This is a genomic window from Pseudomonas sp. D5(2026) (genome assembly GCF_057766845.1).
Genome location: NZ_CM173421.1, coordinates 712,884 through 739,156 on the forward strand (window position 1 = coordinate 712,884; position 26,273 = coordinate 739,156).

Consider the following 26,273-nt stretch of genomic DNA (forward strand, 5'->3'; position numbering starts at 1 on the left):
TGTGGCAACAGGCGAATAAAAAGGTAGCTATGTATCTATTTGTTTCCCGATAATCGGATCCCAAACCTGAGGACGGAGATTTAGGTAAATGGCCACCAGTAGTGCCTCCACCGCACCCACCCCGGTAGCGGCAAGCCAAGCCACGCCGTTGGTGATGCGTATCATCGGTTTCTGCGCCTTGGCGCACTTGATCAACGACCTGATCCAGTCGGTGCTGCCGGCGATCTACCCGATGCTCAAGGCCAACTACGACCTGAGCTTCGCCCAGATCGGCATGATCACCCTGACGTTCCAGATCACCGCCTCGCTGTTGCAGCCTTGGGTCGGCTTCTTCACCGATCGCCGGCCCACGCCAAATCTGCTGCCGCTAGGCACCCTGTGTACTTTGGTGGGGATTGTGATGCTGGCCTTCGTTGGCAGCTTTCCGATGATCCTGTTGGCGTCGGCGCTGGTGGGCATCGGCTCGTCGACCTTCCACCCGGAAACCTCGCGTATTGCAAGGTTGGCCTCGGGCGGGCGCTTCGGCCTGGCCCAATCGACCTTCCAGGTCGGTGGCAACACCGGTTCCGCTCTGGGCCCGCTGCTGGCAGCGGCCATCGTCATTCCGTTCGGCCAGACCCATGTGGCGTGGTTCGGCGTGGCTGGGCTGTTCTTCCTCGGCGTCACCCTGATGCTGCGCGGCTGGTACAAGGAGCACCTCAATCAGGCCAAGGCGCGCAAGGCGGTTCAGGCTACCCACGGCATTTCGCGTAATCGGGTCATTGCGGCGTTGATCGTGCTGGGCCTGCTGGTGTTCTCCAAGTATTTCTACATGGCCAGCTTCACCAGCTACTTTACGTTCTACCTGATCGAGAAGTTCGGTGTGTCGGTGGCCAGCTCGCAGCTGCACCTGTTCCTGTTCCTCGGCGCGGTGGCGGCGGGCACCTTCTTTGGCGGGCCGATCGGTGACCGTATCGGGCGCAAGGCAGTCATCTGGTTTTCAATATTGGGCGTGGCGCCGTTCACGCTGGCGCTGCCGTATGCCGATTTGTTCTGGACCACAGTACTGAGCGTGGTGATCGGCTTTATCCTGGCTTCTGCGTTTTCCGCGATCGTGGTGTATGCGCAGGAACTGGTGCCGGGCAGCGTGGGCATGATTGCCGGGATCTTCTTCGGCCTGATGTTCGGCTTTGGTGGCATTGGCGCTGCGCTGTTGGGGTACGTAGCAGACCTGCGTGGTATCGAGTATGTGTACGGGTTGTGCTCGTTCCTGCCATTGTTCGGGTTGTTGGCGGTGTTCCTGCCAAGTACAGGTAAACGCTGAGCGCCGGGGGCCTCTGCCAGGCCCCCGGGCAATTGACTCGCCTCCCGGAGGTGGCTAGAGTGCCGCCTCTTTTTCAATCACCTGCGTAGTAGCCAAAGCAATGCGCCGTACCCAGTCCCTCCCACACGCCCGCCAGCCTGCCTTCCAGGCACTGCGTCGTGCATGGCCGAGTGACACGGTGCTCAAGCGCCGCCGCAGCGTGCTGTTTGCCTTCACCTTCTCGCCACACCTCGCCTGAACTGATCTGCGCTTTCGCGTCGCTCGCCGTCCCGGCGTGCGCGCCTGTTTCTGCACGTCTTTTCGGTTTGCCAGGAGTGGTACATGAACATGCGTTTATTGGCGGGCCTGTTGTTCGCCGTTTCTGTCGTGGGTTTCAGTTTGGGGGCCAGCTTGCCACTGGTGTCGTTGCGCCTGCATGAAGCGGGGGCGAGCACACTGGAAATCGGCATCATCTCGGCCATCCCTGCCGCCGGCATGATGCTCTCTGCTTTTCTGGTCGACGTCTGCTGCCGCCATCTCACCCGCCGCACCATTTATCTGCTGTGTTTCAGCCTGTGCACGGTCAGCATCGCCTTGCTCGAGTCGGCGTTCGGCTCGTTGTGGCTGCTGGCGCTGCTGCGTCTGGGCCTGGGGCTTGGCATGGGGATCGCCATCATCCTTGGCGAGTCGTGGGTCAACGAATTGTGCCCCGAGCATAACCGCGGCAAGATCATGGCCCTGTACGCCACCAGCTTTACGGGCTTTCAGGTGCTCGGCCCGGCCATGCTGGCAGTGCTGGGCGCCGATAGCCCTTGGATCACGGGTGTCGTCACGGTCTGTTATGGGCTGGCGTTGCTGTGCATCGTGCTGACCGTGCCCAACGACCATGTCGAGCACGAAGAGGGCGAAAAAAGCTTCGGCCTGGCCGGGTTCTTCCGGGTGGCTCCGGCGTTGTGCATGGCGGTGCTGTTCTTCTCGTTCTTCGATGCCGTGGTGCTGTCGCTGCTGCCGGTGTACGCCACCAGCCATGGCTTTGCCGTTGGCGTGGCGGCATTGATGGTGACGGTGGTGTTTGCCGGCGACATGCTGTTCCAGCTGCCGCTGGGCTGGTTGGCCGACCGGGTTGAGCGCACCGGGCTGCACCTGGCGTGCGGGCTGGTGGCGATGGTGATCGGCATCGGTTTGCCCTGGCTGTTGAATCTGACCTGGCTGCTGTGGCCGCTGTTGGTAGTGCTGGGCGCGGTGGCGGGTGGCATCTATACCCTGGCGCTGGTGCTGATCGGGCAGCGCTTCAAGGGCCAGGACCTGGTCACTGCCAATGCCAGTGTGGGCTTGTTGTGGGGCGTGGGCAGCCTGGTAGGGCCGCTGGTCAGTGGGGCAGCCATGAATGTCGCGCCCCACGGTTTGCCCATGGCGCTGGCGCTGATGGCCGGGCTGTTCGTGTGCTTTGCCAGGCAGTCATACCGGCGACGTGGGCGGATGCGGGCTGTGGCGCAGTGATATCCCTTTACGCCGCACCGATGCTTACCCAATAGCGCGTCCTGTACTCGACCCGCACGGGCAGGCTGCGGGTGAGCAGTTGCAGGATTTGCCCGGTGTCAGCCAACTGATAGGTGCCTGAAACCTTCAAGCCCGCCACTTCTGGAGCGCAACGCAGCAGGCCCGGTCGGTAGCGGCCAAGTTCGGTAACAAACTCGGCGAGTGGCATCTGCTGCACGCTGAGTACACCTTCGGTCCAGCCCCAGGGGTCGTTGTGCAGCGTTCTGGCCTGAATGCTGCCGTTGGTTCCGACTTGCAGGGTTTCACCTGGCAGCACTTGCCTCGCTGAGGCCAAGGCAGGGAACAACGTGACTTCACCACGACGCACCGACAGCAGCAGGCCCTGGCCGTTTTCGCGTAGCAACAGCTGGCCATCGAAGGTGGTCAGCGGGCCGACACGGGTGGCGATGTGGAACGGGCGGTTGTCGTTGGGGTTGCTGTCCAGGCTGACCTCGCCATGGATCAGTTTCAGCTGGCGTTGTTCCGCACTGTAGTGCAAGTCGATGGCACTGGCGGTGTTGAGCTGGATACGGCTGCCGTCACTGCCTTGCCATTGGCGCCGTTCGCCTGTGGCGGTGCTGGTGTCGGCCAGCAGTTGTGGCAGGCCTAGCGGTTCGCGCGCGGCCCAGCCCAGGCTGCCGCCCACAGCCAACAGCCCCAGCAACTTCAGGTGGTCCCTGCGGCTGGCTTTGGGGGGCTGGCTCGCGTCCAGGGTGCGCCGGCTCAGGTCCTTGGGCAGCCCGGCCAGTTCATCGCCCAGATTACTGACCCGCTGCCAGGCCAGGCAGTTGTGTGGGTGGCTGGCCAGCCAGTGTTGAAACTGCTGCTCGGTGCGCGGGCTGGGGCTGTCGAAACGCAGCTTCACCAGCCAGTCGATGGCCTGATCGACCTGAGCCTGTGCGGGCGTATCATCAGGCATCGGCATGGCGCAACCGGTAGCAGACGCCCAGGGCCTTGGCCAGGTCGCGTTCAACGGTGGCCCTGGACACCTCCAGACGTTGGGCAACCTGCGCGATGCTCAAACCGTCTAGCTGGGCCAGCAGGAACGCTTGGCGCACGCGCGGTTTCAACTGGTGCAAGGCGCGGTCGAGGCGTTCCAGGCTATCGAGGATGACAAGCTTATCCTCTTCGCTGGGCACTTCTGCTTCGGGCAGGTGAGCCAGGCTTTCCTGGTAGGCCCGCTCCAGCGCACGGCGGCGGAACTGGTCGATCATCAAGCCGCGGGCGATGCTGCTGAGGTAGGCGCGCGGTTCTTTGAGCGGCGACACCTGGCGGGCGCGCAACAACCGCACGAAGGTATCCTGGGCCAGGTCTGCGGCATGTTCACTGCAACCGATCCGGCTGCGTAACCAACCACGCAACCAGGCATGGTGAGACTGGTAGAGCAGAGCAACCTCGGTTGGCTTGAGCGTGTCGTTGATCTGCATCGTAGAGAAGGCCCAGTCCAGTGATGTTTGCGATTGTGAATGGTTCTCAATTCTATGCGGGGAAGATGGCGCCGAGCAATGGCATGCCTAAGATTAGCTGCGCAAGAACCGGCGTTTGCCCGATGAACGGCTGCGCTAAGCTGGACCTGCAATCGATTTGATGGAGGTGCCATGATGCTGGCCGACCTTTCGCCCGAGGCCTATCGCGAGGCCACACGGCACCTGGCAGCACTCGACCCGGACTGGTCGCGGCACATCGCAGCGATCGGGCCCTGCCTGCACCAGGCTACGCCGGGACGTGAGCCTTATGAGGCGTTGGTGCGGGCGATTGCCTACCAGCAACTGCACGCCCGTGCCGCCGAGGCGATCCTGGGGCGGTTGCTGGCGCTGTTTCCGGCAGATGATTTTCCGCAGCCAGAGCAGTTGCTGGCGGTAACCCCGGAAACCCTGCGTGCCTGCGGCTTTTCGGCGAGCAAGCTGGAGACGGTCCAGGGCATTGCTCAAGCCACCCTGGAGGGCCTGGTACCCACGCGGGAGCAGGCGTTAACCATGGCTGACGAGGCGTTGATCGAACGCCTGGTAGCGCTGCGTGGAGTAGGGCGGTGGACGGTGGAGATGCTGCTGATCTACAGCCTGGGGCGGTCCGACATTCTTCCAGTGGACGATTTTGGCGTGCGCGAGGGGTATCGGCGGCTCAAGGGGCTGGAGAAGGCGCCGACACCGGCACAAATGCGCTCGCTGGGCGGCGCCTGGCGGCCGTTTCGTACCGTGGCGGCCTGGTACCTGTGGCGGGCCTGAGGTTTTTGCATCGCCTGTACAGGCAACAACATATCCGGGAATCATAGATGAACCTGTACACCACCCCCGACCAACGCTGGCAAGCCGTAGCGTGCCGAGACACTGCCGCTACGGGCCACTTTGTCTATGCCGTACGTACCACCGGCGTCTACTGCCACCCCGGCTGCAAATCACGCCAGGCCAAGCGCATGAACGTCGAGTTCTACGACACCGCCGCGGCCGCCGAGGCTGCCGGCTACCGTGCTTGCAAACGCTGTATCAGCAAGGCCAGTGCCACCCGACACAGCCAGCTCGTCACCCATGCCTGCCGCTTGATCGAGGCTAGCGACCCCGCGCCAAGCCTCGACCAACTCGGTGCACGGCTGGCCGTCAGCCCTTTCCACCTGCATCGGCTGTTCAAGGCTGAAACCGGGGTCACCCCCAAAGCCTATGCCACGGCCTTCCGTGCCCGGCGGCTGCGTGCGCACCTGGAAGATGGCCAGCGTTCGGTCACCGATGCTATCTACGACGCCGGCTACAACTCCAACAGCCGCTTCTACGAAAGCGCCGACCAGCGCCTGGGCATGCGCCCCCGGCAATACCGCGCCGGCGGCGCCGGGGCAACCATTCACTTCGCCCTTGGCCAGTGCTCGCTGGGTGCAATACTGGTAGCCCAGAGTGACAAGGGCATCTGCGCAATCTTGCTGGGTGACGACCCCGAGGCCCTTTTGCACGATCTGCAGGACCAGTTCCCCAAGGCCCACCTGATTGGCGGTGACAGCGCTTACGAACAGCTGGTCGCCGAAGTGATCGGTTTCGTCGAAGCGCCGGCTTTGGGCCTGGCCTTGCCGCTGGATGTGCAAGGCACCGCGTTTCAGGAGCGGGTGTGGCAGGCGCTGCGTGAGGTGCCGGCCGGCAGCCGGGTCAGCTACACCGACATCGCCGCGCGCATTGGCGCCCCCAAGGCCGTGCGGGCGGTAGCCATGGCCTGCGCGGCCAACCCTATTGCCGTGGCCATCCCTTGCCACCGCGTGGTACGCCGGGATGGTGATATCAGCGGCTACCGCTGGGGCGTGGAGCGCAAACAGCAGTTGCTGAAGCGAGAAACGGCACTCTCCTGACTGCCCGAAGCCGCGTAGAATCCCCCGCCAAATCGAATTGCTAAGAGGAATATTCGATGAGGCGTGTCAGCCTTGACCGTTATTGCCCGGGCCTGCTGGTCCTGCTGGCCCTGATGCTGGTACTTGCCAGCCCGGCCTGGTCGGCCCCAGCCACGCCATTGTCCAATCTGGCGGCTGCCGAAGCGCCAGCATTGGACGAAAACGCCAGCCTCGAACAGCTGAGCGACCACTTGGACCTCATCCGCCAGGGCGTCACCAGCGACGCCAACGACGACGCGCTGTCGCAACTGCGCCTCGCAGCGATGCAGGTTCAGCGTCAAGCTGATGCATTGAGTGCACAGCGCACTGCCGATGTGGGAAGGCTCGACGACCAGCTGAAGGTCATCGGCCCGGCTCAGCCGGATGAGGCCGCTACCCTGACACAGCAGCGCAAAGCGCTGGAGGCCGAGAAAAAGGCGCTGGTAGCCCAGCAGGATCAGGCCACCAAGCTGACCCAGTCGGCCCGCGACCTGTCCACGCAAATCGTCAACCTGCGCCGCAGCCAGTTCAACTCGCAAATCACCAGCCGTGCAGCCTCGCCGCTGAGCCCGGCGTTCTGGCAGAGCATCATCCGCCCTACCCAGGATGACGTGGCGCGCCTGCGTGACTTGCGCGGCGAGGCGGCCGATGCCATCGGCAGCGCCTTCAGCGCCGAAAACCGCTGGCAGTTCGTTGCCAGCCTGGTGGCAGCGATTCTGGTGTGGACGTTGGTGCGGCGCGTGCTTGAACGCATGCTGGCCAGTGCCATGGTCCGCTGGTTGCCCGACGGCCGCCTGCGCCGCAGCGCCTTGGCTCTGGGCGTTAGCCTGGCAACCCTGGGTACCATCGCCGGCTCGGTTTCGTTGCTGCGCTGGGGGCTGGAAAGCAATGCGCAATTGGGTTCGGACATCGCCAGCCTGACCAACCACATCCTCACCCTGGTAGTGTTCAGTGCCTTCATTACCGGCCTGGGCCGCGCCATGCTGATGCTGCAGCGCCCGTCCTGGCGGCTGCCGGCGATCCACGACCAAGTCGCCAGTGCGTTGGGCTGGTTCCCGAAGGTGCTGGCATTGGCACTGATGGTCATGATGACCATGGAGCGCATGAACAGCGTGATCGGCGTCAGTCTGGCGCTGACGGTGGCCGTCAACGGGCTGACCGCGCTGGTGGTGGCGTCCACCTTTGCCAGCGCGCTGCTGTGTTATCGCCGCACCCTGCGCAAGCATGACCTGCAGCGCCCGACGGGCCTGGCCGGGCTGATCCCGTTCGTGATGGTCATCTGGCTGACGTTGATTCTGCTGGCACTGTTCACCGGCTACCTGACACTCGCCTATTTCCTCACCGCCAAGCTGTTGTGGGTCAGCCTGGTGATCACCTGTGCCTACTTGCTGACCACCTTCCTCGGCGACCTGTGCGAAACCCTGCTGTCGCCCCGCCAGCCCGGTGGCCTGGCACTGGCCTCGACCCTGGGCCTGGCGCCTCGTCACCAGGCGCAGGTCAGCACCATACTGGCCGGTGTCGGCCGCACCATCGTGCTGTTCCTGGCGCTGTTGCTGGTGTTGATGCCGTCAGGCACCAGCCCCAGCGAATTGCTGCTGAGCCTTGGCGACTGGGATGGGACCGGGGGCAAGCTACTCGGCAACCTGAACATCGTTCCGCAGGACATCCTGCTGGCCCTGGCGATCTTCCTCGGCGGCCTGTTCGCCATCCGTGTGGTCAAGCGCTGGCTAAGCGATCGTCTGCTGCCGGAAACCGACATGGACGCCGGCATGCGGGCCTCGTTGGTAACCCTGGTGGGCTACCTGGGTTTCCTGTTCCTGGCCATGCTGGTGATGTCGACCTTGCGCATCAACCTCACCAGCCTGACCTGGGTGGTCAGTGCCCTGTCGGTCGGTATCGGTTTCGGTTTGCAGCAGATCGTGCAGAACTTCATTTCCGGCCTGATCCTGCTGACCGAGCGCCCGGTCAAGGTAGGCGACTGGGTCAGCCTGGCGGGTGTCGAGGGCGATATCCGCCGCATCAATGTGCGCGCCACCGAGATCCAGATGTCTGACCGTTCCACGGTGATCGTGCCCAACTCGCAGTTCATCTCGCAGAACGTGCGCAACGTGACCATGGGCAATGCGCTGGGCGTGGTCAGCATTACCCTGACTCTGCCGCTGGAGACTGATGCCAACCGTGTGCGGGAGTTGCTGCTGGCGGCTTACCATGAGCATGAGGCGATTCTGGACGCGCCCGCTGCCTCGGTGTCATTCAAGGACCTGACGGCCAGCGGTATGGTGATTGGTGTGAGTGGCTACGTGGCCGGGCCGCGACAGGTGTCCGGCACCCGCAGCGACCTTCTGTTCACCATTCTTGGCCGGTTGCGTGATGAAGGCATTCCACTGTCTTCGCCGCAGAGCATGGTGCTGGTGCAGGAAGGTGCGCGGCCGGCTGACGAGTCGGTGTAGGCATCGGGGGGGGCGTCCAGCTGGTTTACCCGCTAAAGGGCCAGGCCTGCTGGCCAATCTCCACCCCCCGTTCACCGTTGCCGCCGCCAACGTATTCGCGGGTGAACCCGCGAATACCGGCCCCTTGCGATATCAGCCCAGACAGCGGGTTACATGCTTGACCGACTGATACGCTGACAACCCCCAAGGCCCCAGCTCACGGCCGATCCCGCTGCCTTTGGTGCCACCCCATGACGTTTCGACGAACACCGCCTGCACCGAATTGATCCACACATGGCCAACTTCCAGCGCATCGGCCACGCGTTCGGCGCGTTCCAGGTCGGCGGAGCACACCGTGGCGACCAGCCCGAAGCGGCTGTCATTGGCTTCGGCAATGGCCTGTTCCTCGGTGGCAAAGCGCCGTGCGCAGAGCACCGGGCCAAAGATTTCCTCGGTCCACAGGCGGCTGTCTTTCGGCACATCGGTATACAGCGTTGGGCTGACGAACCAGCCTTCACGGTCCAGTGCATGGCCGCCAGCCAGGCACTGCAAACCTTCTTCCCGCGCCGTGGCAAAGTAGCTGGCCACCTTCAGCCACTGCGCCTGGCTGGTCAGCGGGCCCATGTCGACCTCTTCGGTCAAAGGATTACCCACCCGCAGGTTTTCCAGTGCCGCCTGCAAGCGCGGCAGCAGTGTATCGGCAATGCCGTCCTGTACCAGCAGCCGCGATGTGGCCGAACACATCTGACCTGCGTTCCAGCTGATGCCGGCCACAATCCATTCCACCGCCTGGTCGACATCGCAATCCTCGAACACCACGATGGCCGACTTGCCGCCCAGTTCCAGCGTCACTGGTCGGCACTGCGCCGAAGCGCTGCGCATCACCTGGCTGCCGACGCTGTTGCTACCTGTGAACGACAACTTGTCCAGGCCGTTGTGGTTGCTTAGCGCGGCGCCGGTCTCGGCCTTGCCGTTGACGATGTTCAGCACCCCGGCGGGCAGGCCCAGGGCGTCGGCGATCTGGCCGTAGGCCTGCTCGATCAGCGGCGTAACCTCTGAAGGCTTGAGCACCACGGTGCAACCGGCGGCCAAGGCCGGAGCAAGTTTCCAGGCGCTGGTCACCAACGGGAAGTTCCACGGCACGATCAGGCCGACCACGCCCACCGGTTCAAGGCGGGTGCGGGCGGTGAAACCCGGCGCAGCCAGCGGCACGGTGCGGTTTTTCGATGGCAGTTGCTCGGCCAGCTCGGCGTAATAGCCAAAGGTGGCGATGGCGTCATCCAGGTCGATTTCCGCTTCGTGACGCGGTTTGCCGTTATTGCGCATCTGCAGGGTGACAAGCGCTTCACGGCGTTGCCCGAGCTGTTCGGCAAAACCACGCAGGAAGGCGGCACGTTCACTGGCGCCGGTGCTTTTCCAGGCGGGCAGGGCGCTGCGGGCAGCGGCGACGGCCTGGTCGACCTGGCTCACGCTGGCGGCCATCAGCTCGGCGAACGGTTGCCCCAGTGCAGGGTCGTTGACACTGATGCAGTCGCTGCCTTGGCCTTCGACCCAATGGCCGGCGATATAGTGGGAAGTGGTCATGGTCGGTTTCCAGTCAGGCCATTTCGGCAGTGGTCACAGGCGTATGCGCGGTGCTTTTGCAACGCACCCATCGCGGGCCCAAGGGGCCATACACGCCAGCAGGTTCAGGGAACAGGTTGAGCAACAGCAGGTACAGCACGCCAGCCAGCCCCAGCGTGACCGGCAGGCTCAGGTCGATGCCGCCAGCCAGGTCACCCAGTGGGCCGACGAACTGCCCCGGCAGGTTGACGAAGCACAGGCCGACCGCCGCGCTGGGGATCCACGCCCCCATGCCGCGCCAGTTCCAACCGTGCAGGAACCAGTAGTGGCCACCACGCTGGCCGCGGGTGAACACCTGCAGGTCGTCGGCGTGGTAGAAGCCGCGGCGGGTAATCAGGCCAAGGATCATGATCACCATCCACGGGCTGGTGCAGGTAATGATCAGCACGGCAAAGGTCGATACGCTCTGCACGAGGTTGAAGGTGAAGCGGCCAATGAAGATGAAGCCGATCGCCAGCACGCCGATCAGCAGGGTGGCGCCGGCTCGGCTGAGCATGCGTGGGAACACGCTGGACATGTCCAGGCCGGTGCCATACAGCGCGGTGGTGCCGGTGGACATGCCGCCGATCACCGCAATCAGGCACACCGGCAGGAAGAACCAGCTTGGCGCTACCGCCAGCAGGCCGCCCACATAATTGTTGGCGGCGATGTAGTCCGGCGCCTGGGTGGCGACCAGGGTGGCCGTACACAGGCCGAACAGGAACGGAATCAGCGTCGCCCCCTGTGCCGCGATCACGGCCAGCATGATGCGCGCCTTGGGTGTTTCACGTGGAATGTAGCGCGACCAGTCACCCAGAAACGCACCGAACGACACCGGGTTGCTCATGGCCAGGATCGCCGCGCCGACGAACGCAGCCCAGAAACCTGCCTCGCCAAGGTTGACGCTGCCTGCGTAGCCCGCATCGAAGGGCCCGGCAAAGGCGACGATGCCCAGCAGGAACAGCAGGCTCGAGGCCCACACGGCAATCTTGTTGACCCACAGCATGAAGCGGAAGCCAAAGATGCATACCACCAGTACCAGCACCGCGAACAAGCCGTAGGCCAGGCCCAGGGTCAGGTCGGTCTCTGGCAGGCCGGCCAGGCGCTTGGCACCACCGACCAATGCATCGCCCGAGCTCCACACCGAAAGCGAGAAAAACGCCACCGCCGTGAGCAGCGACAGGAACGAGCCGACGATGCGCCCGTGTACGCCAAAGTGCGCGCCTGATGAAACGGCGTTGTTGGTGCCGTTAAGCGCGCCGAACAGCCCCATCGGGGCAAGGATCAGTGCGCCGATGCCAACGCCAAGCAGAATCGCCCACACACCGGCCTGGAATGACAACCCGAAAAGCACCGGGAAGCTGCCCAGTACGGCGGTAGCGAAGGTATTGGCACCGCCGAAGATCAGGCGGAACAGGTCCAGCGGGGAGGCGTCGCGTTGATCGGCGGGGATCTGTTCGACGCCGTTGGTCTCGATACCGGTCGAGTGGCTCATGGTGGTGCTCCAGCGCGGTTGTTATAGCCAGCGCAGTGCGCGGGCCTTTTTGTGGGTGCGATGGCAGGGCGGCAGCGCCGCGTAAAAGGTGATCAGGCCGGCGTTACGACCGACAGGTGCTCGTGGCAGGCCAGCCACTGTTCACCAAGGCGGCTGAAGACGATGGTCTCGCGCTCGCTCAACTGCTGCTCTTCACCGGCGATGCGGATACGCGTGGCCACATCGTGCATGAAAATAGCCACGTCGCCTTGCAGGCTTACATGGGCGTTGCCCGATTCGCAGGCAAGCACGGTAAAGCCCTCGGCCTGCCACTGGGCCCACAGCTCTTCATAGGCGCGACGCGACAGCAGCGGATACGGCAAGGTGTGAAACAGAAAGGTGGCGTCTTCGCTGAAGCAGGCGAAATAGCGGGCGGTGTCGTTGCTGGCGAACGCCGCGACGAGGTCGGCGGCAGCTTGCCGCACTTGGAGTGTCTGGTCCACGGGAGTGGCCTCACGGTTTTTTGTGATTGTGGTGAAGCGATTCTGGTGGCGGTTGGCGAGGGGAAAAATCGCTGGCGGCAAATAATCAGTTCAGGAATTTGTGAAGTGATGGGGCACATGGCAGTACAGGCAAGCCGACTGACGGTCTCTCCCACCCTCCATCCTTGCCTACGCTGATACTCCCAACCCGCTGAAGCAAGGAGATCCACTGTGACCTTCCAATACAAGCGTCTGGACAAGAACAACGCAGCCGTACTGCTGGTCGACCACCAGACCGGCTTGCTCTCGCTGGTAAGGGATATCGACCCCGACCGCTTCAAGAACAACGTCTTGGCCCTGTCTGACCTGGCCAAATACTTCAAGCTGCCGACCATCCTCACCACCAGTTTCGAGACGGGGCCCAACGGCCCGCTGGTGCCGGAGCTGAAAGAGCAGTTCCCTGATGCCCCTTACATTGCACGCCCGGGCAACATCAACGCCTGGGACAACGAAGATTTCGTCAAAGCGGTAAAAGCCACCGGCAAGAAACAGCTGCTGATTGCTGGCGTGGTCACTGAAGTATGCGTGGCTTTCCCGGCCCTGTCGGCGTTGGAGGAGGGCTTCGAGGTATTCGTCGTCACCGACGCTTCTGGCACGTTCAACGAACTGACCCGTGATTCGGCCTGGCGACGCATGGAGGCTGCCGGGGCGCAGCTGATGACCTGGTTCGGCGTGGCCTGCGAACTGCACCGTGACTGGCGCAACGACATCGAAGGGCTGGGTACCCTGTTCTCCAACCATATCCCGGACTACCGCAACCTGATGACCAGTTACAACAAGCTGGCCAAATAGTGCCTCCCGGGGGCTGCACGACAGCCCCCACATCAATCTGCAAGCGAAGCGGCAAACTGGCATTAATCGACCATACTCACTCTTCATTCGCCTTCAGGAGCGTGTCATGTCGAAGCCGTCCAGGAAGCCCTCCAAAAAACAGCCAGAAAAGCTGGGCGGTAAGGCGTACGAAAAAGCGCTCAAGAACCTGCATGTAGAGTTGGTGAAGCTACAGGAGTGGGTGGTCGCCAAGGGCCTGAAGGTATGCATTGTCTTCGAAGGCCGCGATGGCGCCGGCAAGGGTGGCACCATCAAGGCCATTACCGAGCGTGTCAGCCCGCGGGTGTTTCGTGTAGTGGCGCTGCCCGCACCGACCGAGCGGGAAAAGACCCAGATGTACGTGCAGCGTTACCTGGGCCATCTGCCTGCGGCGGGTGAAGTGGTGATCTTCGATCGCAGTTGGTACAACCGTGCGGGCGTTGAGCGGGTAATGGGCTTTTGCTCTGGCGAGCAAGTGGACAAGTTTCTGACCGGAGTACCCGGGTTCGAAAGGGTCATGGTCGATTCAGGGATCATCCTCATCAAGTACTGGCTTGAAGTCAGCGCCGACGAGCAGACCCGGCGCCTGCAGGATCGCATCAACGACGGCCGCAAGCTGTGGAAGTTGTCACCGATGGACCTCAAGTCGTATAGCCGCTGGGATGAATACACCCAAGCGCGTGACGAAATGTTCCAGGCGTCGGATACCGCTTGGGCGCCGTGGTTCATGGCCAATTCCAACGACAAACGTCGCGCCCGGCTGAATATCATCAGCCATCTGCTCAGCCGTATTCCCTACAAGGATATAACCCGCGACCAGCACGTGAAGCTGCCCAAACGCGGCAAGATCGGCAAGTACAAGGCGGTCGCCTACCCGTTCAAGTTCGTCGAAGAACGTTTCTGAACCCCTCCCTGCAGGGAGCTGCGAAGGTACGAGCTCATGCCACATGACGGTAGCCTGTTGCAGGCGACGGTGGTATTCCTTTTGGCTGTGGTGCTTCTGGTACCGCTGGCGCAGCGTCTGAAAATGGGCGCAGTACCGGGATACCTCTTGGCGGGTATCTTGATTGGTCCGTCGGTGTTTGGCCTGCTCGGCAACCCGGACAACGTGGCGCGGCTGTCGGAAATGGGCGTGGTCATGCTGCTGTTCGTGATTGGCCTGGAGTTGTCCCCAAGGCGCCTGTGGACCATGCGTCGGGCGCTATTTGGCGTCGGCAGTTTGCAAGTGGGGCTGACCGCCGTGCTGCTTGGGCTACTGGCATTCTGGCTGTTCGACCAATCGAAACCCGCCGCCATCGTGCTGGGGCTGGGCCTGGCGCTGTCGTCCACCGCCTTTGGCTTGCAGGTACTGGCCGAGCGCAAGGACCTGGGCAAACCTCATGGCCGCCTGGCCGTGGCCATCCTGCTGTTCCAGGATATTGCCGCCATTCCCTTGATTGCCGTGGTGCCGCTGCTCGGTGGCGATGTCAGCACGGCTGACGAAGGTGCCTGGCCTTTGTTGGCTGTAGCTGTCGGCATTGGTGTGCTGATTGTTTTTGGCCGTTATCTGCTGACCCCGATATTCAAGTGGACGGTGGGTTCGGGCCTGCCTGAGCTGTCGACCGCCACGGCCTTGCTGGTCGTGCTGGGCACCGCTTGGTTGATGGAGCATGTGGGTGTGTCGATGGCGCTGGGGGCGTTTCTGGCCGGTGTGCTGATGGCCGAGTCGCCGTTCCGCCACGAACTGGAAACCCAGATCGAGCCGATCAAAGGCCTGCTGCTTGGATTGTTCTTCGTTGGCGTAGGTATGAGTGCCGACCTGCGTCTGCTGTTCGGCATGCCGCTGATGGTGCTGGGCCTCACCGTGCTGCTGGTGGCCATCAAGCTGCCCTTGCTGTATGGCCTGGGGCATACGGTCGGAGGGCTCAACCAGGCCCAGGCGTTATGCCTGGGCGTGGTGCTGGCTTCGGGCGGCGAGTTTGCCTTCGTGGTGTTCAAGCTGGCGCTGGAGCACCAGGTACTCACCCAACAGGTACACGACCTGCTGGTGCTGGCCATCACCTTGTCGATGGCGGTGGTGCCCTTGGTCATGATGGCCCTGGCGCGGCAGCTGCGCGATGACAGCCCTGTACAGGCATCCCCTGAAACGGGCCAGTGAATTGCGCCTTGCTGGCGCATTGGGTATCGGGAGGTGAGTCATGCAGTCGAATTTCAAGCTGGACAGCGCCCTTTCGCGGGGCTTGCTCGATGTGCTCATCAAGGCCGGTCTGGTGGCAGCCTTGGTGATCTTCGCCTTCCAGGTGTTTCAGCCGTTCCTGGAGTTGATGATGTGGGCGGTGATCCTGGCGGTTACGTTGTACCCATTGCATTGCCGTATCCAGCGCCGCACCGGGCTCAAGCAAGGCTATGTGGCGACGCTGGTGGTGCTATTGGTTCTGGTGCTGCTGTTGGTGCCTATCTACCTGGTGATGATGTCGATTGGCGAATCGGTAAACAGCCTGGTGACGCTGCTCAAGAGCGGCGCCTGGAGCGTGCCGGTCCCGCCTGATTCCGTGGCGACCTGGCCACTGATCGGGCCGAAGGTGCATGCGCTGTGGTTGGCGGCCTCCGAAAACATGGCCAGTGTACTGAACCAGTGGATGCCCCAGATCAAGGGGGCCGGGCTAACGGTGCTGGGCGCTGCGGCCAGCGCTGGCGGGGCCTTCCTGCTGTTCATCGGCGCGATCATCATTTCCGGGGTCATCATGGCCTTCGGTGATCGCGGTGAAATCGCTGCGCAGCGTATCGCCATGCGGGTATCAGGCGAAGAGCGCGGTAAACCCTTGGCCACGCTGTGCACGGCCACCATTCGCGCGGTGGCGCAAGGGGTGATTGGCATTGCCTTCATCCAGATGTTGCTGATCGGTGTCGGCTTTGTCGTCAAAGGGGTTCCCGGTGCCGGGATGCTGGCCATCGTCATCCTCATGCTGGGCATTGCACAGGCCCCGGCGACGCTGGTGACCTTGCCGGTGATCATTTATGTGTTCAACGCCGAAGGCTTCACGGTGGCGACCATCATTTTTGCCGTCTACACCTTTGTCGCCGGCCTTGCCGACAACGTGCTCAAGCCGCTGCTGCTGGGACGCGGGGTCGATGTACCAATGCCGGTGGTACTGATCGGTGCATTGGGCGGGATGGTGGTCAAAGGCATCATCGGCTTGTTCATCGGCCCGGTAATCCTTGGCGTGGCCTACGTATTGTTCTGGCAATGGGTTGCGCTGCAGGTGCCGGAGCAACCAGCGCCACCTGCCGCCTGAGCCATGCCCAACCGCTGCTGTGGCCTGGGGCTGCTGATGGTGCTGGCCGGTTGCACCCAAGTCGGCCCGGATTATGAAAAGCCCCAAACGCCGTGGTTGGGCGGCTGGAGCACGCCAATGCTGGAGCAGGCCGAGCGCAGCGCGGCGGCGCCCGACCTGCGCCAGTGGTGGGCGGTGTTTGCCGACCCGACGCTGGATACGCTGATAGCTGAGGCCGATGCCAACAACACCAACCTGCGCGTGGCTGGCCTGCGTATCGCTGAAGCCCGTGCCCAGTTGGCCATCGTGCAGACCGGGCGTTATCCGCAGCTGCAGCAACTGAGTGCGCAAAGCCTGTACCTGAAGCAGAATCAGTCTGGTACGCCTTCGGCCCGTGATTCGGTGTTCTGGCAATCCAGCGTGGGCTTCGACATCGGCTGGGAAATTGACTTCTGGGGCCGTTTCAGTCGCGCCATCGAAAGCGCCGATGCCGTCTATTTCGCCTCCCAGGCCAACTACGCCGATGCCATGCTGCTGCTGCGTGCGCAAGTGGCCGACACCTACTTTGCCCTGCGTACCGCCGAGGCGCGGCTGGCTATCGCACAAGAGAACGCCAAGCGTCAGGCGCGTAGCCTGGAGATCACCGAGCGGTTGTTCCGCCACGGCGAAAATGACGAACTCGACTGGCAGCAGGCGCGTACTCAATACCTGGCGACTCTGGCCACCATTCCCGAGTTCGAGAACCAGCTCAACGCCCTGCGCAATGTGCTGTGTTCGCTGCTCGGCCGCCCGCCCGGGCCGCTGCCGCAACTGGAGGCCGGCCGTGGCCAACTGCCCTTGCCAGAGCGGGCAGTGTTGCAGGATGTACCTGCCAGCCTGCTGCAGCGCCGCCCGGACATTCGCGCCGCCGAGCAGGCTGTGGCGGCACAGTCGGCGCTGGTCGGGGTGGCCGAGGCCGATCTTTATCCACAACTGAACTTGCTCGGCAGTATCGGCTGGACCTTTTTATCGGCCAATCATTTGCCCGACACCTTCGACCTGGCTGCTGGCCCAAGCCTGATCTGGAACCCGTTCGACTATGGGCGGCGCAAGAACACCGTACGCGTGGAAGATGCCCGCTTGCAGCAACTGATCGAGTTGTACCAGCAGGGCGTGCGCGAAGCCGCCCGTGAGGCCGACGATGCAGCCAGCGGGCTGGTGCGCTCGCTGCAGAGTGCAACCATTCGCGACCAGGCCTCTCAGGCTGCGCAGCGCTCGCTGAATCTGGCTAGCTCGCAGTACCGCGAAGGCTTCGCCGATTTTCAGCGGGTGCTCGATGCTCAGCAACTGCTGTTGCAGCAACAGGACGGTTACCTGGTCAGCCGTGGCAACGCAGTCAGCAGCCTGGTGACCTTGTACAAGGCCCTGGGTGGAGGTTGGGACGCCAGCCGCGCGCCGATCGACCCAGCCACCCGCCAACAAATGCAACAACGCACCGACTGGGGCGAGTTGCTCGACGAGCCAGCCCCCACCGCGCATGCACAAGGTGAAACCGAATGAGCGACGCCACGCCAACGCCGCCCCCGTCAGCCCCGGATCGCGGCATGCGCTGGGTGCTGCTGCTGATTGCCATCAGCCTGCTCTGGTACTTGCTGGCTGACCGCTTTACGCCATATACCCAGCAAGCCCGCCTGCAGGCTTACGTGGTCCCGGTGGCCGCCGAAGTGGCCGGGCAGATCAAGCGTGTGGCCGTGGGCAACAACCAGGAGGTGCGGCAGGGCGATGTGCTGTTCGAACTCGATCAGGAGCAATACCGCATTGCCTTGGCCCGTGCCGAAGCCGACCTCGATACCGTGCGCCGGCAGATCGGGGCCAGTACCGCCGGCATCGATTCGGCGCAGGCAGCGTTGTTGGCAGCCCAGGCCAATGAGCGCAAGGCGCGGCAGGATGCCGAGCGCCTTAAACGGTTGATTGACGAAGACCCCGGTACGGTGTCGGTGCGCCGCCTGGAAGGCGCCCAGGCCAACCGCGACCAGGCCATCAGCCAAGTGGCGGCAGCCCGTGCTGAGGTGGAGCGCGCCCGTGAGCAGCAGGGCGGGGCACAGGAAGACAACGCCCAGCTGCGCAGTGCTGCGGCTAATGTGGAAAAGGCTCGCCTGGACCTTGCTCGTACCGTGGTGCGTGCCGACGCGAACGGGCTGATCACCGACTTGCGCACAGACGTTGGCCATTATGTCGGGGCGGGTAGCCCGATGATGACCCTGATCAGTATCCATGACGTGTGGATAAGTGCCGACATGACCGAGAACAACCTCGGGCGCTTGCGCCCTGAAACCCCGGTGCTGGTGGTGCTCGATGCGCTACCTGGCACCGTGTTGAAGGGGCGCATACGCAGCATTGGCTACGGCGTTAGCGTGGGGCAGAGCACGCCGCCGGGTACGCTGCCGACCGTGAAGAACAGCCGCGAATGGCTGCGTTCGGCGCAGCGTTTCCCGGTTATTGTGGAGCTGGAGCGCGACCAGCTTCAGGACAAGACCGTGCTGCGGGTCGGTGGTCAGGCCGAGGTCATGGCCCTGCCCAGCGAAGGTAACCCAATGAACCTGCTGGGCCGATTGTTCATGTGGCTGATGAGCTGGTTGTCGTATGCCTATTGAATTGCGCCGCCTGCGCGCACTGCGCCTGGCCTGGGGCGTGGCGCTGTGCCTGGCGGTGAGCTTTGATATCGGCTTGCCGGTGCCGATCCTGGCGCCGGTGTTCGCGGTGCTGTTGCTGGCCATGCGCAGCCAGCCATTGCCCCTGCGCGCGGCGCCGGCCCTGGCGCTACTGGTGCTGCTCGCTTGCGGCAGCGGGTTGCTGCTGATTCCGTTGTTGCGCCATGCTCCGTTGGCCGGGGTGTTACTGGTCGGGGTGGGGGTTTTCCTGACCTTGCGCTATGCCCTGAAGGGCGGCAACGGCCTGCTGGCCAACCTGCTGGTGGTCGGCCTGACCATGATCGCCGCTGCTGGCACCAGTGACTTCACCCTGGCACTGTCGGTGGTCGAAGCGCTGGCCAAAGGCATGCTGCTGGCAGTGCTGGGCACGTCGGTGGCGCATACGTTGTTCCCCGAACCTGCCAATGCGCCAGCACAGCCGGTGCCGCCGCTGCTGGGCAGCGAGCATGTCAGCTGGGTGGCGCTGCGTGCCACGCTGATCGTGATGCCGGCCTTTCTGCTGGCATTGATCGCCCCTGACCAGTACATGCCGTTGATCATGAAGGCCGTGAGCGTGGGGCAACAAGCCGGTGAAACCCGCGCGCGGCGCGCCAGCCGCGAGCTGATCGGTTCAACCTTGCTTGCCGGGGTGTTGGCGATAGTGCTGTGGGTGGCGCTGAGCCTGTTCGTTCACCTGTGGATGTTCTTCTTGTGGGTATTGCTGTTTGCCCTCTGGCAGGCTCGACGCCTGTACCAGGCGGTGCTGAGCCGGCAGGGCCCGGCGTACTGGGTCAGTTGCCTGACGACCATGCTGATCTTGCTGGGGCAGTCGGTGCAGGACAGTGCTGCCGGGCAGGATGTGTACAAGGCGTTTGCGGTGCGTATGGCGCTGTTTCTGGCGGTATCGGTGTATGCCAGCGGCATGTTGATCTGGATTGACCGACTTCGGAGTCGGCGCGGGCTTCTTAGCGGTTAAGCCCGGCTCCCAGGGAATTCAGGGTTGCCAATCAACCCCACTCTCTTCCAGATAGGCATCCACCGCTGCGCCTACCGTCGGATGAAAGGCTTTCTCCCCTATAGGCTCGAACAACTCGAACTGCCGCATCTTGTCCTTCACCGGGTCCTTCATTTCGGCAAACTGCAGCTCCACCCCTCGCGCTTCCAGTGCCCGGTCCAGCTCGGCCAGCATGTCCGCCGAAGTGATATCGATGCTGGTCACGGGCTCAGCGGCAATCACCACCCGCTGCACAGGCGTTGGCGACGCGTCCACCGCCGCCATCACTGTGTTCTGGAACTGCTCGGCGTTGGCAAAGAACAACGGCGCGTCCCAGCGCAGCAGCACCAGCCCTGGAATACGCCGGGCTTGTGGATAACGCTGTATGTCATGGTATCCGCGCAGCCCATCGGCCCGGCCGAGCACCGCGTAGTGCGGCCGCCAGCCATCCCACAGGAACTCGATCACCGACACCGCTACAGCAATGCCAATACCGGGAATGGCGCCAAACACCGCTACGCCGACAAAGCAGGTGAACGACAGCCAGAACTCCCACTGCTGCATGCGGAAGATACGCTTGAGGTCGGCAAATTCGAACAACCCCAGTGCAGCGGCAATCACCACCGCAGCCAAAGCGCTGTTGGGCAGGTGCTGCATCAGATTGGGCGCTACCAGCAGCAACAGGGTCACCGCCAGGGCGCCGATGATGCCGGTGAGTTGGGTCTGCGAGCCGGCAGCTTCGGCCACTGGAGTGCGCGATGAACTGCTGCTGATCGGGATGCCCTGGAACAGCCCGGAGGCCAGGTTGGCCACGCCCAGGCCGAACATTTCCTGGTTGGGGTTTACCCGCATCTTGAGGCGCGCGGCATAGGAGCGCGACAGCACACTGGTGTCGGCGAACGAAACCAGCGCCACGGCAATCCCGCCCAGTAGCACCTCGACCAGATCAATGTCACTTACCCAAGGGAAGACGAAGCCGGGCAGGCCCTGGGGCAATTGCCCGAGTACCTTGACGCCCATCTGATCAAGGTTGAACAGGCTCACTGCCAGCGTCGCCAGTACCACGGCGATCAGGATGCCTGGCAGGCGCTTGAACGGTTTGAGCAGCAGAATCAGCCCCAGGCTACCGGCACCCACGATGAAGCTTGGCCAGTGCCCTTGGCCGGCGAAAAGCGCCTGGCCCAGGTACCAAAGGTCGCGCAAGGGCCCTTCGCTGTCGACTTTGATGCCGAACAGCTTGGGCAACTGGCTGATCAATACGGTCAGGGCGATGCCGTTCATGTATCCATAGCGGATGGGCTTGGACAGCAACTCGGTGATAAAGCCCAGGCGAAACAGCCCGGCAATCACACAGAACGCCCCGGCGACCAGTGCCATCATGCTGGCGATGGCGATCGCCCGCTGCGGGTCGCTGGCGGCGTACTGCACCACCACAGCCAGGATAGGCGCGGCCAGCGCCGAGTCCGGGCCCAGCACCAGGATGCGGCTGGGACCGAACAGGGCATAGGCCAGCAGGGGGATGATGGTGGCGTACAGACCATAGATGCCGGGGACGCCGGAAGCCTCGGCGTAGGCGATGCCCACAGGTACCAGCATGGTGGTGAGTACCAGGCCGGCGGCGATGTCCTTGGGTAGCCAGGCTGCCTTGTAGTGGAGCAGGGTGACCAGGCCGGGTAACCAGCGTTGCCAGTCGAAACGAGTGGGGTGGGGCATGGTGTCGGCTCTGGGCGAGAAGGGCGCTGAACCTCAGCTTAGATGCTGGGGGCGGGGCCCGCTTTGTGGCCCGTTGCGACACAAGGCCGCCCCTGCACAGGGCGCATGTCCGGGCAAAACAAAACCCCTTGAAGCGCAAGCCTCAAGGGGTTTGTGTGTGCTGCAGGTTACCGCTTAGACGTTGAAGCGGAAGTGCATCACGTCGCCGTCTTTGACGATGTAATCCTTGCCTTCCAGACGCCACTTACCGGCTTCCTTGGCACCGGCTTCACCCTTGAACTGGATGAAGTCGTCATAGGCCACCACTTCAGCGCGGATGAAGCCTTTTTCGAAGTCGGTGTGGATAACGCCGGCTGCCTGCGGGGCAGTGGCACCGACGCGTACGGTCCAGGCACGTACTTCCTGCACGCCGGCAGTGAAGTAGGTCTGCAGGTTCAGCAGTTCGTAACCGGCGCGGATCACGCGGTTCAGGCCAGGCTCTTCCAGGCCCAGGGCCTCCAGGAACATGTCCTTCTCTTCACCGTCTTCCAGCTCGGCGATTTCTGCTTCGATCTTGTTGCACACCGGCACCACTACCGCGCCTTCTTCCTCGGCAATGGCCTTGACCACGTCCAGGTGCGGGTTGTTGTCGAAGCCGTCTTCGGCCACGTTGGCGATGTACATCACCGGCTTGCTGGTCAGCAGGTGGAAGCCACGGATGACGGCTTTTTCATCGTCAGCCATGTGCTTCATCAGGCTGCGCGCTGGCTTGCCTTCGGTAAAGTGCGGGATCAGCTTTTCCAGAATGGCCTTCTGCGCCAAGGCTTCCTTGTCGCCGCCCTTGGCGTTGCGGGCTACCTTCTGCAGTTGCTTTTCGCAGCTGTCGAGGTCGGCGAAGATCAGTTCGAGGTCGATGATCTCGATGTCACGCTTGGGGTCGACGCTGTTGGAAACGTGGATCACGTTCTCGTCTTCGAAGCAGCGCACCACGTGGGCAATGGCGTCGGTCTCGCGGATGTTGGCGAGGAACTTGTTGCCCAGGCCTTCGCCCTTCGAGGCACCGGCAACCAGGCCGGCGATGTCGACGAATTCCATGGTGGTCGGCAGGATGCGGTTTGGCTTGACGATCTCAGCCAGCGCAGCCAGGCGAGCGTCGGGCATAGGTACGATGCCGCTGTTTGGCTCGATGGTGCAGAAAGGGAAATTCTCCGCCGCGATGCCAGACTTGGTCAGGGCGTTGAACAGGGTGGACTTGCCGACGTTGGGCAGGCCGACGATGCCGCAATTGAAACCCATGGGTATTCCCCTCTCTAAAGGAAATCAGGCCTTCTGGCTGTGCAGCTCGCGCATCGCCTTGGCGAAATCGCCGGCGAGCACGTCCGGCAGCACGCCGAGGGCAAAATCGATGCTGGCGTCGAGCTTCTCCTGCTCGGCGCGCGGCGCGCGGCCCAGGACGAAGTTGGATACCAGTTTGGCGTCACCCGGGTGGCCGATGCCAAGCCGCAGGCGGTGGAAGTCGTTCTGGTTGCCGAGCTGCGCGATGATGTCGCGCAGGCCGTTGTGCCCACCATGGCCGCCGCCGCGCTTGAGCTTGGCAACGCCCGGGGGCAGATCGAGTTCGTCGTGTGCCACCAGTATCGCTTCCGGCTTGATGCGGAAGAAATTGGCCAAGGCCGCTACGGACTGGCCGCTGCGGTTCATGTAGGTGGTGGGAATCAACAAACGAACGTCGTTGCCCTGATGGCTGAATTTAGCCGTCAGGCCGAAATACTTTTTGTCAGCGGTCAGCGAAACACGCTGGGCGCTGGCAATGCGTTCAACGAAAAGAGCCCCTGCGTTATGCCGGGTCTGTTCGTATTCGGGGCCGGGGTTACCCAGGCCGACGATCAACTGGATGGCGGTCACGTCAGGGGCTCTTCCTTGGAGTTGGTGGGTTACAGTGCGCGCGGCACTGTAACCCGATCAACGCCGGCGTGCGAGTGGATTACTCGGCAGCGCCTTCTGCTTCTGGAGCAACGCGTGGAGCGTGAACGTTGGCAACAGCTTTGTCATCACCGTGGGCCAGAGCGACGAACTCTACGCCTTTCGGAGCTTTCAGGTCCGAAAGGTGGATGATGGTGCCGACTTCGGCGTTGGCCAGGTCAACTTCGATGAACTCAGGCAGGTCTTTGGCTTCGCAGGAAACTTCGATCTCGGACTCAACGTGGGAGATCTCGCCGCCTTTCTTGGCCGGGGCTTCTTCGTTGATGAAGTGAACCGGAACCTTGGCGGTCAGTTTCTGGCCAGCAACGACGCGGACGAAGTCAGCGTGCATGATGAACTGCTTGGCTGGGTGGCGCTGCATGGCCTTGATGATGACGTTCTGCTTAACACCGTCAACGTTCAGCTCGATAACGTGGCTGAAGGCAGCTTCGTTTTCGAACAGCTTGGTGATTTCCTTGGCCAGGATGGTCAGGGATTGAGCTTCTTTACCACCACCGTAGACAACGGCTGGGATGCTCAGCGAGTGACGCAGGCGGCGGCTCGCACCTTTCCCCAGGTCAGTACGCGCTTGGGCGTTCAGAATAAAATCAGTCATTTTGTTTCTCCAAAATAGCCCCCCGAGGGCGTTTGCGACCAGCGCCAACGGGGATGGCAAAAAAGCCCCGCCCCAACACAGGTTGGGGCGGGGCGCTTCATATCAACACGTGTCCCGCTTAGCGGAACATCGCGCTGATCGATTCTTCGTTGCTGATGCGGCGTACCGCTTCAGCGACAACCGGTGCGATATCCAGCTGACGGATACGGTCACAGGCTTGAGCAGCGGCGGACAGCGGAACGGTGTTGGTCACCACCAGCTCGTCCAGTACCGACTTCTCGATGTTCTCGATCGCGCGGCCCGACAAAACAGGGTGCGTGCAGTAGGCGTAAACCTTGGCAGCGCCGTGCTCTTTCAGGGCTTTGGCCGCGTGGCACAGGGTGCCGGCGGTGTCGACCATGTCGTCTACCAGGATGCAGGTGCGCCCTTCGACGTCGCCGATGATGTGCATAACCTCGGAGTGGTTAGCCTTTTCGCGGCGTTTGTCGATGATACCCAGATCGACGCCCAGGGACTTGGCGACAGCGCGTGCGCGCACGACACCACCGATGTCCGGGGAGACGATCATCAGGTTCTCGAAACGCTGGTCTTCGATGTCGTCAACCAGTACGGGCGAGCCGTAGATGTTGTCGACGGGAATATCGAAGAAGCCTTGGATCTGGTCAGCGTGCAGGTCGACGGTGAGTACACGGTCGATACCTACGACAGTGAGCATGTCAGCAACAACTTTGGCGCTGATGGCTACACGTGCCGAACGCGGACGGCGGTCCTGGCGGGCATATCCGAAGTAGGGAATCACGGCGGTGATTCGGGATGCTGAGGAGCGGCGGAAGGCGTCGGCCATCACTACCAGTTCCATCAGGTTATCGTTGGTCGGAGCGCAGGTCGGCTGAATAATGAAAACGTCTTTACCGCGAACATTTTCATTGATCTCAGTACTGATCTCGCCGTCGGAGAATTTACCGACAGAGACGTCACCGAGAGGGATATGCAGCTGACGTACGACACGCCGAGCCAGATCGGGGTTAGCGTTCCCCGTAAAGACCATCATCTTGGACACGCGCAGTACCTGAAGGCTGAGGGTATACCTGGATGAGTATAAGGAAAATGGCAGGGGCGGCTGGATTCGAACCAACGCATGGCAGGATCAAAACCTGCTGCCTTACCGCTTGGCGACGCCCCTGTATCTGTTGCTGCGAACGCTCATGCGCTCGACTTCTTGACCAGACTTTGCAGCTTGCGATGCAACATCGAAATATTGCTTCCTTTCGCCACAAACCCTGTTTGGGTCGCTGAAAGAAGGGCCAGAACTTTATCAGCTTCGGCTTTGCTTGGGAAGGCCCCAAACACACAACTTCCAGTGCCGGTTAGTCGAGCCTCAGTGAACTTTCCCAGTAAATTCAACGCATTGCGAACTTCAGGGTAATTCTGCTCTACCACCGGTTGGCAGTCATTTCGACTGTTTCCCTCGGGAACGGGGCGCATCTTAAGGGGGAGTGAATCACGTGTCAACTGCGGATGTGAAAAAATTTCTACTGTGCTGACAGACACTTGCGGCACCAGCACGACATACCAAGGTTCGATCGGGTCGACCGGAGTCAGTTGCTCCCCTACACCTTGCGCGAACGCCGCATGGCCGCGTACGAACACCGGCACATCGGCGCCCAGGCGCAGACCCAGTGCGGCCAGGCGGTCTTCGTCCCAGTCCAGTTGCCACAGGTGGGCGAGCGCCAGCAGGGTGGTCGCGGCGTCCGAGCTGCCGCCGCCGATGCCACCACCCATGGGCAGCACCTTGGTCAGCCAGATGTCGGCGCCGAGGGTGGTGCCCGATTGTGCCTGCAACATACGCGCGGCCCGCACGATCAGGTTGCTGTCGTGGGGGACTGCCTCGATCTCGGTGTGCAAGTGGATCACGCCATCGTCACGCAGGGCGAAGCTCAGTTCGTCGCCGTGGTCGAGAAACTGGAACACCGTTTCCAGCTCGTGGTAACCGTCCGCGCGGCGGCCGATGATGTGCAGCCACAGGTTGAGCTTGGCCGGGGCGGGCAGGGTGAGCTTGTGCATG

Annotated in this window: 24 protein-coding genes and 1 tRNA gene; 13 read left to right on the forward strand and 12 right to left on the reverse strand. The window is 62.7% G+C overall.

The annotated features are described in order from the left end of the window. Positions 1 to 88 precede the first annotated feature (88 nt). The 3 genes from AC3B5Q_RS03350 to AC3B5Q_RS03360 all read left to right on the forward strand — a co-directional run bounded on the left by AC3B5Q_RS03350 (position 89) and on the right by AC3B5Q_RS03360 (position 2,782). The gene (locus tag AC3B5Q_RS03350; RefSeq protein ID WP_021784743.1) at positions 89 to 1,303 is read left to right on the forward strand and encodes an MFS transporter; all 1,215 of its coding nucleotides are present in this window, start codon (positions 89 to 91) and stop codon (positions 1,301 to 1,303) included. A gap of 100 nt (positions 1,304 to 1,403) precedes the next feature. Beyond that, complete coding sequence (locus AC3B5Q_RS03355) at positions 1,404 to 1,541, forward strand: hypothetical protein (RefSeq protein ID WP_003247435.1); 138 nt, start codon at positions 1,404 to 1,406, stop codon at positions 1,539 to 1,541. Positions 1,542 to 1,624: 83 nt separating this feature from the next. Next, positions 1,625 to 2,782, forward strand: coding sequence for an MFS transporter (locus AC3B5Q_RS03360; protein WP_014589641.1), 1,158 nt, complete (start codon positions 1,625 to 1,627; stop codon positions 2,780 to 2,782). Between the two features lie 7 nt (positions 2,783 to 2,789). Here the strand turns inward: AC3B5Q_RS03360 and AC3B5Q_RS03365 are convergent, their stop codons facing one another. Next, a complete protein-coding gene (locus AC3B5Q_RS03365) occupies positions 2,790 to 3,746 on the reverse strand; it encodes a FecR domain-containing protein (RefSeq protein WP_021784745.1) in 957 nt (318 codons plus the stop codon). Continuing rightward, positions 3,733 to 4,248, reverse strand: coding sequence for a sigma-70 family RNA polymerase sigma factor (locus AC3B5Q_RS03370; protein ID WP_488392830.1), 516 nt, complete (start codon positions 4,246 to 4,248; stop codon positions 3,733 to 3,735). Before AC3B5Q_RS03370 ends, AC3B5Q_RS03365 begins: the two co-directional genes overlap by 14 nt. A 171-nt stretch (positions 4,249 to 4,419) precedes the next feature. On the opposite strand from AC3B5Q_RS03370, the gene AC3B5Q_RS03375 reads away from it, so the two are divergent. From AC3B5Q_RS03375 to AC3B5Q_RS03385, 3 genes are read left to right on the forward strand one after another with little or no spacing between them, the layout of a single operon-like run. Beyond that, complete coding sequence (locus AC3B5Q_RS03375) at positions 4,420 to 5,046, forward strand: DNA-3-methyladenine glycosylase family protein (RefSeq protein WP_103443471.1); 627 nt, start codon at positions 4,420 to 4,422, stop codon at positions 5,044 to 5,046. Between the two features lie 47 nt (positions 5,047 to 5,093). Next, positions 5,094 to 6,146 carry a bifunctional DNA-binding transcriptional regulator/O6-methylguanine-DNA methyltransferase Ada gene (ada, locus tag AC3B5Q_RS03380; protein WP_021784748.1) on the forward strand — a complete coding sequence of 351 codons (1,053 nt, stop codon included), beginning with the start codon at positions 5,094 to 5,096 and terminating at the stop codon, positions 6,144 to 6,146. Positions 6,147 to 6,202: 56 nt separating this feature from the next. After that, a complete protein-coding gene (locus AC3B5Q_RS03385) occupies positions 6,203 to 8,614 on the forward strand; it encodes a DUF3772 domain-containing protein (RefSeq protein ID WP_135192637.1) in 2,412 nt (803 codons plus the stop codon). 132 nt (positions 8,615 to 8,746) lie between these two features. Here AC3B5Q_RS03385 and AC3B5Q_RS03390 read toward each other — a convergent pair whose 3' ends face one another. From AC3B5Q_RS03390 to AC3B5Q_RS03400, 3 genes are all read right to left on the reverse strand, one after another. Continuing rightward, positions 8,747 to 10,177, reverse strand: coding sequence for an aldehyde dehydrogenase family protein (locus AC3B5Q_RS03390; protein ID WP_488392831.1), 1,431 nt, complete (start codon positions 10,175 to 10,177; stop codon positions 8,747 to 8,749). 13 nt (positions 10,178 to 10,190) lie between these two features. Beyond that, complete coding sequence (locus AC3B5Q_RS03395) at positions 10,191 to 11,690, reverse strand: purine-cytosine permease family protein (protein WP_103443475.1); 1,500 nt, start codon at positions 11,688 to 11,690, stop codon at positions 10,191 to 10,193. Between the two features lie 92 nt (positions 11,691 to 11,782). Then, entirely contained in the window at positions 11,783 to 12,172 is a 390-nt protein-coding gene (locus AC3B5Q_RS03400) for a YybH family protein (RefSeq protein WP_021784753.1), read from the reverse strand. Between the two features lie 210 nt (positions 12,173 to 12,382). Here AC3B5Q_RS03400 and ycaC point away from each other — a divergent pair, with 210 nt between their 5' ends. The 7 genes from ycaC to AC3B5Q_RS03435 all read left to right on the forward strand — a co-directional run bounded on the left by ycaC (position 12,383) and on the right by AC3B5Q_RS03435 (position 19,920). Next, positions 12,383 to 13,003, forward strand: a complete 621-nt coding sequence (gene ycaC, locus AC3B5Q_RS03405; RefSeq protein WP_003247424.1) for an isochorismate family cysteine hydrolase YcaC — start codon at positions 12,383 to 12,385, stop codon at positions 13,001 to 13,003. A 106-nt stretch (positions 13,004 to 13,109) separates the two neighbouring features. Further along, the gene (ppk2, locus tag AC3B5Q_RS03410) at positions 13,110 to 13,925 is read left to right on the forward strand and encodes a polyphosphate kinase 2 (RefSeq protein WP_014755312.1); all 816 of its coding nucleotides are present in this window, start codon (positions 13,110 to 13,112) and stop codon (positions 13,923 to 13,925) included. Positions 13,926 to 13,961: 36 nt separating this feature from the next. Then, positions 13,962 to 15,158, forward strand: coding sequence for a monovalent cation:proton antiporter-2 (CPA2) family protein (locus tag AC3B5Q_RS03415; protein ID WP_003247422.1), 1,197 nt, complete (start codon positions 13,962 to 13,964; stop codon positions 15,156 to 15,158). Positions 15,159 to 15,198: 40 nt separating this feature from the next. Continuing rightward, the gene (locus AC3B5Q_RS03420; RefSeq protein ID WP_488392832.1) at positions 15,199 to 16,296 is read left to right on the forward strand and encodes an AI-2E family transporter; all 1,098 of its coding nucleotides are present in this window, start codon (positions 15,199 to 15,201) and stop codon (positions 16,294 to 16,296) included. A gap of 3 nt (positions 16,297 to 16,299) precedes the next feature. After that, the gene (locus AC3B5Q_RS03425; protein WP_103443478.1) at positions 16,300 to 17,814 is read left to right on the forward strand and encodes an efflux transporter outer membrane subunit; all 1,515 of its coding nucleotides are present in this window, start codon (positions 16,300 to 16,302) and stop codon (positions 17,812 to 17,814) included. Further along, entirely contained in the window at positions 17,811 to 18,908 is a 1,098-nt protein-coding gene (locus tag AC3B5Q_RS03430) for an HlyD family secretion protein (protein WP_021784757.1), read from the forward strand. The genes AC3B5Q_RS03425 and AC3B5Q_RS03430 overlap by 4 nt, the downstream gene beginning before the upstream one ends. Further along, positions 18,898 to 19,920 (forward strand): DUF2955 domain-containing protein, encoded by a 1,023-nt coding sequence (locus tag AC3B5Q_RS03435; protein WP_103443479.1) that lies wholly within the window; start codon positions 18,898 to 18,900, stop codon positions 19,918 to 19,920. The genes AC3B5Q_RS03430 and AC3B5Q_RS03435 overlap by 11 nt, the downstream gene beginning before the upstream one ends. Before the next feature lie 18 nt (positions 19,921 to 19,938). Here the strand turns inward: AC3B5Q_RS03435 and AC3B5Q_RS03440 are convergent, their stop codons facing one another. The 7 genes from AC3B5Q_RS03440 to ispE all read right to left on the reverse strand — a co-directional run bounded on the left by AC3B5Q_RS03440 (position 19,939) and on the right by ispE (position 26,272). Further along, complete coding sequence (locus AC3B5Q_RS03440) at positions 19,939 to 21,651, reverse strand: SulP family inorganic anion transporter (protein WP_021784759.1); 1,713 nt, start codon at positions 21,649 to 21,651, stop codon at positions 19,939 to 19,941. A gap of 174 nt (positions 21,652 to 21,825) precedes the next feature. Next, positions 21,826 to 22,926 carry a redox-regulated ATPase YchF gene (gene ychF, locus AC3B5Q_RS03445; protein WP_021784760.1) on the reverse strand — a complete coding sequence of 367 codons (1,101 nt, stop codon included), beginning with the start codon at positions 22,924 to 22,926 and terminating at the stop codon, positions 21,826 to 21,828. 24 nt (positions 22,927 to 22,950) lie between these two features. Continuing rightward, positions 22,951 to 23,535, reverse strand: a complete 585-nt coding sequence (gene pth, locus AC3B5Q_RS03450; protein ID WP_012270476.1) for an aminoacyl-tRNA hydrolase — start codon at positions 23,533 to 23,535, stop codon at positions 22,951 to 22,953. A gap of 79 nt (positions 23,536 to 23,614) precedes the next feature. Beyond that, positions 23,615 to 24,208: a 50S ribosomal protein L25/general stress protein Ctc gene (locus tag AC3B5Q_RS03455; RefSeq protein ID WP_275966827.1), complete on the reverse strand. Its 594-nt coding sequence runs from the start codon at positions 24,206 to 24,208 to the stop codon at positions 23,615 to 23,617. Positions 24,209 to 24,326: 118 nt separating this feature from the next. Next, positions 24,327 to 25,268, reverse strand: a complete 942-nt coding sequence (locus AC3B5Q_RS03460) for a ribose-phosphate pyrophosphokinase (RefSeq protein ID WP_003247410.1) — start codon at positions 25,266 to 25,268, stop codon at positions 24,327 to 24,329. Positions 25,269 to 25,316: 48 nt separating this feature from the next. Continuing rightward, a tRNA-Gln gene (locus tag AC3B5Q_RS03465) sits at positions 25,317 to 25,391 on the reverse strand. A 20-nt stretch (positions 25,392 to 25,411) separates the two neighbouring features. Continuing rightward, the gene (ispE, locus tag AC3B5Q_RS03470; RefSeq protein ID WP_028698053.1) at positions 25,412 to 26,272 is read right to left on the reverse strand and encodes a 4-(cytidine 5'-diphospho)-2-C-methyl-D-erythritol kinase; all 861 of its coding nucleotides are present in this window, start codon (positions 26,270 to 26,272) and stop codon (positions 25,412 to 25,414) included. Between the last annotated feature and the right edge of the window lies 1 nt (position 26,273).